Raw genomic sequence first — 4,182 nt, 5'->3', positions numbered from 1 at the left:
CGCCAGCCTCCTGCTCACGCAGCACACCGATGATCTGCTCTTCCGTAAATCTCTGCTTCTTCATTCGTCCGTCCTTCGTCAGGCCGAACTCTAATCAATTTTGGAGGAAATTCGCAGTGGCAGGTCAAATGATCGATATCAGTAATTTTCACATTGATCATATTGTCCCGGAGAAGCTTGCTGACGAGCCAGTAGAATTTGCGAAAGTCAGAGTTGATCTTGGTCTCCCGGATGATTTTGATCTTCGCGATTATGAAAATCTTCTGCCATGTGTTGCTGGTGCAAATCTTCAGAAAAGCTCGGCGTTATTTGCAAAGCCCCAAGTGCAGTTTTTCCTGGGCATAGCATCAGCTAAGAAGTCGCGGATCGAAGACAATTTGCGGCAGATTAAGATGCGCTCAAACAGAGGCAGAGCAATTATCCTTCTACAACAATGTCTGGACAATGGAGAGCTAACTGCAGAGGAAGTTGCCAAAATCTTGCAAGAGCAACCGGACGAGATATTTAGGCTCTTAGAAGCTATGTCGTTTGCGGACTCTAGGGATTTAAACCTCATTCGGCATGCAGACATTGAGGTTCTTCGCAACAGGCCCGTCCGGTTGGGTGCTAATGACCATATCACCTGCCTGACGTTGACTGCGAATTCAGGCGAAACGCGGGAAGTTCGCACCTGTCGCGAATATGATGTGGCAATTTCCGAAGGCTTTTACGCTGCCACGAACTTTGACATCAAAATGTCGAGCTGGTTCGAACATCAAAGCGGTCTGCTTAGAGCGCTCCAAGCAGCGAGCCCCCCGAGAGAAAGTTTCATTTCCGAACCGCATGTCGGCATCCTTGACCTCGATCTGATGCCGTTTTCAATGTTTCCCCGCAGGGAGAAATCTGAAGAGGCTGATGAGGTAAACGCCACCTATCAGGACAAAGTCGATGACGGGTCAATTGTAATAAAGCGCGTCCGGCCGAATCTCTTCAACATCGAAGAAGCTCATGGGATGGGCCAACAATTGATTGAAGTTGTTAGGGCTGATTTCAACGGGGATGGGATCGAGGACATTCTTTTGTTCGAGTATTGTTATGCAACACACGGCACCCTCGGCTTTGGCGGCATTCGTATGATAACACGGAAATCAGCCACAGGACGCTTCACCACCATAGATGACGATGAATGAGGAGGATGCGGTATTCCGTGGTGACCCGGAATCGGTATTCTTCGCGCCTAAATGCGCTCCGTTGGACTTTCGGATGGGGAAGGATAACAATCAGTGACAAGTTTTAGTCGACACAATGCGGTCCGAATCTGGAGAGTTTCGTGAGTAAGCCATTTATATCTCAAATCGAATTCGTGAAACGACATCTGATAACGAAGGTGTCTACGTTTAATGCCAGATCGGCGATCTACAGGCTAGACGCACTTTTGTTTGACCTCGCGGAAGTCAAGCCATTACTGGAGCCGGTGCTAGAAGAACGTCTCGCACCGGCCTTCTTCGAATTCGTCTCATATTACAAGGTGGGTTTTGCCACATGCTTGGAGTGGCATGCAAAATCGCGACTTTACGATCTTTTTGTCTTCGACCCGAAGACAATCGAGAAGGACGATATCAATAGAGCTGTATCAGAAAATAAGCTCCCAACGATGATAAGCGAAGGCGTTACTGTACCGCATTTGTTAGCGGCTGCGACCGGTATTTCCACGATGGAAACCTACGTAAACACGATGGGGAGAGTGTTGAAAGCCTTAGGGGCGAAAACCACGATATCGCAGATACTTGCGCAAGCTGACGAAGGCGTGACTGATGGCCAACTGTTGAACCAACTGTTTGACGAGCGCAACAGTCTCGTACACGAAATTTCCTTAATGGACATCGGCCATCGCAACATTAGGATATCCACTTCGTTCGAGGATGCGCTGGCAACTGGCAATCGGGTGATGCGTATCATCAGGGCAATCGAGGCCCAGATAACGGAATGTGCGCCTGAAGAGTTTCCAAACCGACTTACGGCGGATGGTTACGAAGTGGATGAAGAAGAGACTCTGCGTCACAGAATTAAGAAGATTGAACAAAAAATTGAGTCTGCGTTATCTTCTTTTGATTCTAGCGACACGATAACCATCGAGAAATGGCAAGAGATGCGAATTGGCTCGGAGAAATACATTAGTGCAGAGTTGGATTTTATCAATAGATTAAACTTAGCTGGTGCGCAATATTTTGACGTAAGACCATTTATGAAAGAAAATTTGCTCAAGCAGCGCCTTCAATACTTGGAGTTTATTGCAAACGAAGTTGTCGGCGTGGACGCATGATGACCGGAGCCACGCCCATAGCGCCAGACTAAAAACGAATAAGCCCTTCGATAGTGACGACAAACGAGAGGTGGCGACAGCTATGAGTATTGATTCCGCTGAGGAAAATGTCTTTTCGCCCCTCAGCGTCCCTTGTCATCGGCCTTCCCCTGCGCTTCAGCTTTGCCCTGTTCGATCACTCGCTTGAGTAGGTCCATGTTGGGCTGCCGATAGATTGGCTCCGATATGTCGGTCGAGGTGCGGTAGAGCTTGGCCCGGACTGGCAGGCCCATCCCGCCTTGAACAACTTCAAAGTTCAGGGGCAGGCGCTCTTCGCCGGACAGGCTCAAATGGACCTCAGCGAAGCCCCGCTTTTTCCCATCCACGTAATCATAAGCCCAGACATCGAGTCCATCAGCATTCTTGGAACCCTCTAGAAGGAGGTTGTTGAAAATGTAGCTTTCTTTAAGGCCTTCCGACTCAATCTCCCCTTCGATCACACCGCCATAAACGCGCAACCTCATCCTGACAGGACCGTCTGGGGCGGTCGATAACGCCTTTTCGTCTTCGGTAGCATCGACCCAGTCTTCAACGCTACTGGTCCACTGACCCGTGTAGTTCTGATCAAACTTGAGCCAATCGACAACGCCTTGCTTCGCTTTCGGAGCTTCCGACATGAACGAGTTGACCTTCGCGGGAAGGTCAAGAACACCGAGAAAGAGCGAAACAATCCAGCCGGAGGCTGCTATCAAGATTGCCGCGACGGAGGGCCGTGATTTCTTAGCCATATGGATGGTCTAACCCACGCTTGCCTTACAAAGTGCTAGGCTCCCCTCATGCATCTTCTTTGAGGCCAAGGCGACCACGAGCATGCGGGCGGTCACATCGTGAAGCCGCTCATCAGGCCCTGCACCCCAATACCTCAGCCTGTTGAACTGCATGCCCTGTATCTCCCGCGCGTGGTGGCGGATTGCTTCCTGATGGTACTTGATCGGATCGTCTTCGAGTTGATAAGTCATAACAACCTCATCGGTGCTTAGGGGCGCTGCATTTCACCAGCACGTTACCAAACCACGATTCGCACAGCCCCACAAAGAATGCCTGGCCGGAAATCATGCTGACATTGTCTTGCCGCGCTGATCGCGGCTCTTTCGCTTCCGCATCAATATCTCCTGAGGATGATCAATGGTCTGGTGAATACAGGGGATGACGACTCAGGGTAGTTCCGCGATGGTCTACCCACGACTTTCTACACAAGGGACAATAGATGGAAGACGCAGCGAATTTCTGGGGAAGCCGATTGGCACAAGATGCCGAATATATACTTGGCGGCGATGCCCGGCTGAACGTTCCCAGAGCGGGAGGACTTTATGAAATCACGAGCCGCGCCCGAGTGACGGTTTCCGAGCTATCAAACCAACAGAAAGCATATTTGACTACGTGGTTAGTAGATCAGCGGCGACTAGGTGTGGCAGTCCCGTTGATCACTCACGATGTAGTGGAGCTAGCGACGACAGCGCGACCCAAGACCTTGGCGGAACGACGGGATGGCTTGCTGGAAGCGATATTGGAGCATGCCCCCAGATTGGGCGAGGCAATGCATCACGATGAGGCATTTAGATATTCACTTGAACAACCTGATGCACCGAACCCGTTTTGGACCAAAGAGGCTTATCTCATGGCGGCGACGGAGTCGGTGGCTTTTAATGAAGTAGAGACCCTTATCGGCTTTGCTAGGGGCAAAGGCCTAATTGAAGCGGATGGTTATCAGCTTATACCAACCCTCATTGAAATTGACTCTCGGGATTCCCAAAAGCGTGCGAATCTGAATCGATGGCGCAAACAGGAGGTTTGCGATGGGTTCGGCGGTTTCTTTGCGAGTGGATTTTGATGGGGACAAA

At 50.3% G+C, this 4,182-nt stretch carries 5 protein-coding genes; 3 read left to right on the top strand and 2 right to left on the bottom strand.

Translation table 11 applies throughout. From position 1 onward, the window contains the following. Positions 1-116 precede the first annotated feature (116 nt). On the top strand, positions 117-1,169 hold the full coding sequence (locus tag CPY51_RS29515) for a hypothetical protein (protein ID WP_206607268.1): 1,053 nt from the start codon (positions 117-119) through the stop codon (positions 1,167-1,169). A 140-nt stretch (positions 1,170-1,309) separates the two neighbouring features. Next, positions 1,310-2,302, top strand: coding sequence for a hypothetical protein (locus tag CPY51_RS29510; protein WP_111163924.1), 993 nt, complete (start codon positions 1,310-1,312; stop codon positions 2,300-2,302). A 122-nt stretch (positions 2,303-2,424) separates the two neighbouring features. On the opposite strand, the gene CPY51_RS29505 is transcribed toward CPY51_RS29510, so the two are convergent. After that, positions 2,425-3,069: a hypothetical protein gene (locus tag CPY51_RS29505; RefSeq protein ID WP_111163922.1), complete on the bottom strand. Its 645-nt coding sequence runs from the start codon at positions 3,067-3,069 to the stop codon at positions 2,425-2,427. A gap of 9 nt (positions 3,070-3,078) precedes the next feature. Next, on the bottom strand, positions 3,079-3,300 hold the full coding sequence (locus tag CPY51_RS29500; RefSeq protein ID WP_111163920.1) for a hypothetical protein: 222 nt from the start codon (positions 3,298-3,300) through the stop codon (positions 3,079-3,081). 248 nt (positions 3,301-3,548) lie between these two features. On the opposite strand from CPY51_RS29500, the gene CPY51_RS29495 reads away from it, so the two are divergent. Further along, positions 3,549-4,172, top strand: a complete 624-nt coding sequence (locus CPY51_RS29495) for a hypothetical protein (protein ID WP_111163918.1) — start codon at positions 3,549-3,551, stop codon at positions 4,170-4,172. The last annotated feature ends 10 nt before the right edge of the window (positions 4,173-4,182 follow it).

The sequence above is a fragment of the Arminella tubonensis genome, assembly GCF_003240585.1.
In the GTDB taxonomy this organism is placed as follows: Bacteria; Pseudomonadota; Alphaproteobacteria; order Rhizobiales; family Rhizobiaceae; genus Rhizobium; species Rhizobium tubonense.
The sequence above is the reverse complement of the archived record's forward strand: the minus strand, read 5'-3'. Positions and strand labels throughout refer to the sequence as shown.

Excerpts from the sequence above, each read along its gene's own strand:
- CPY51_RS29505 (WP_111163922.1), bottom strand. The coding sequence starts at position 3,069 with ATGGCTAAGAAATCACGGCCCTCCGTCGCGGCAATCTTGATAGCAGCC.
- CPY51_RS29500 (WP_111163920.1), bottom strand. The coding sequence starts at position 3,300 with ATGACTTATCAACTCGAAGACGATCCGATCAAGTACCATCAGGAAGCA.
- CPY51_RS29495 (WP_111163918.1), top strand. The coding sequence starts at position 3,549 with ATGGAAGACGCAGCGAATTTCTGGGGAAGCCGATTGGCACAAGATGCC.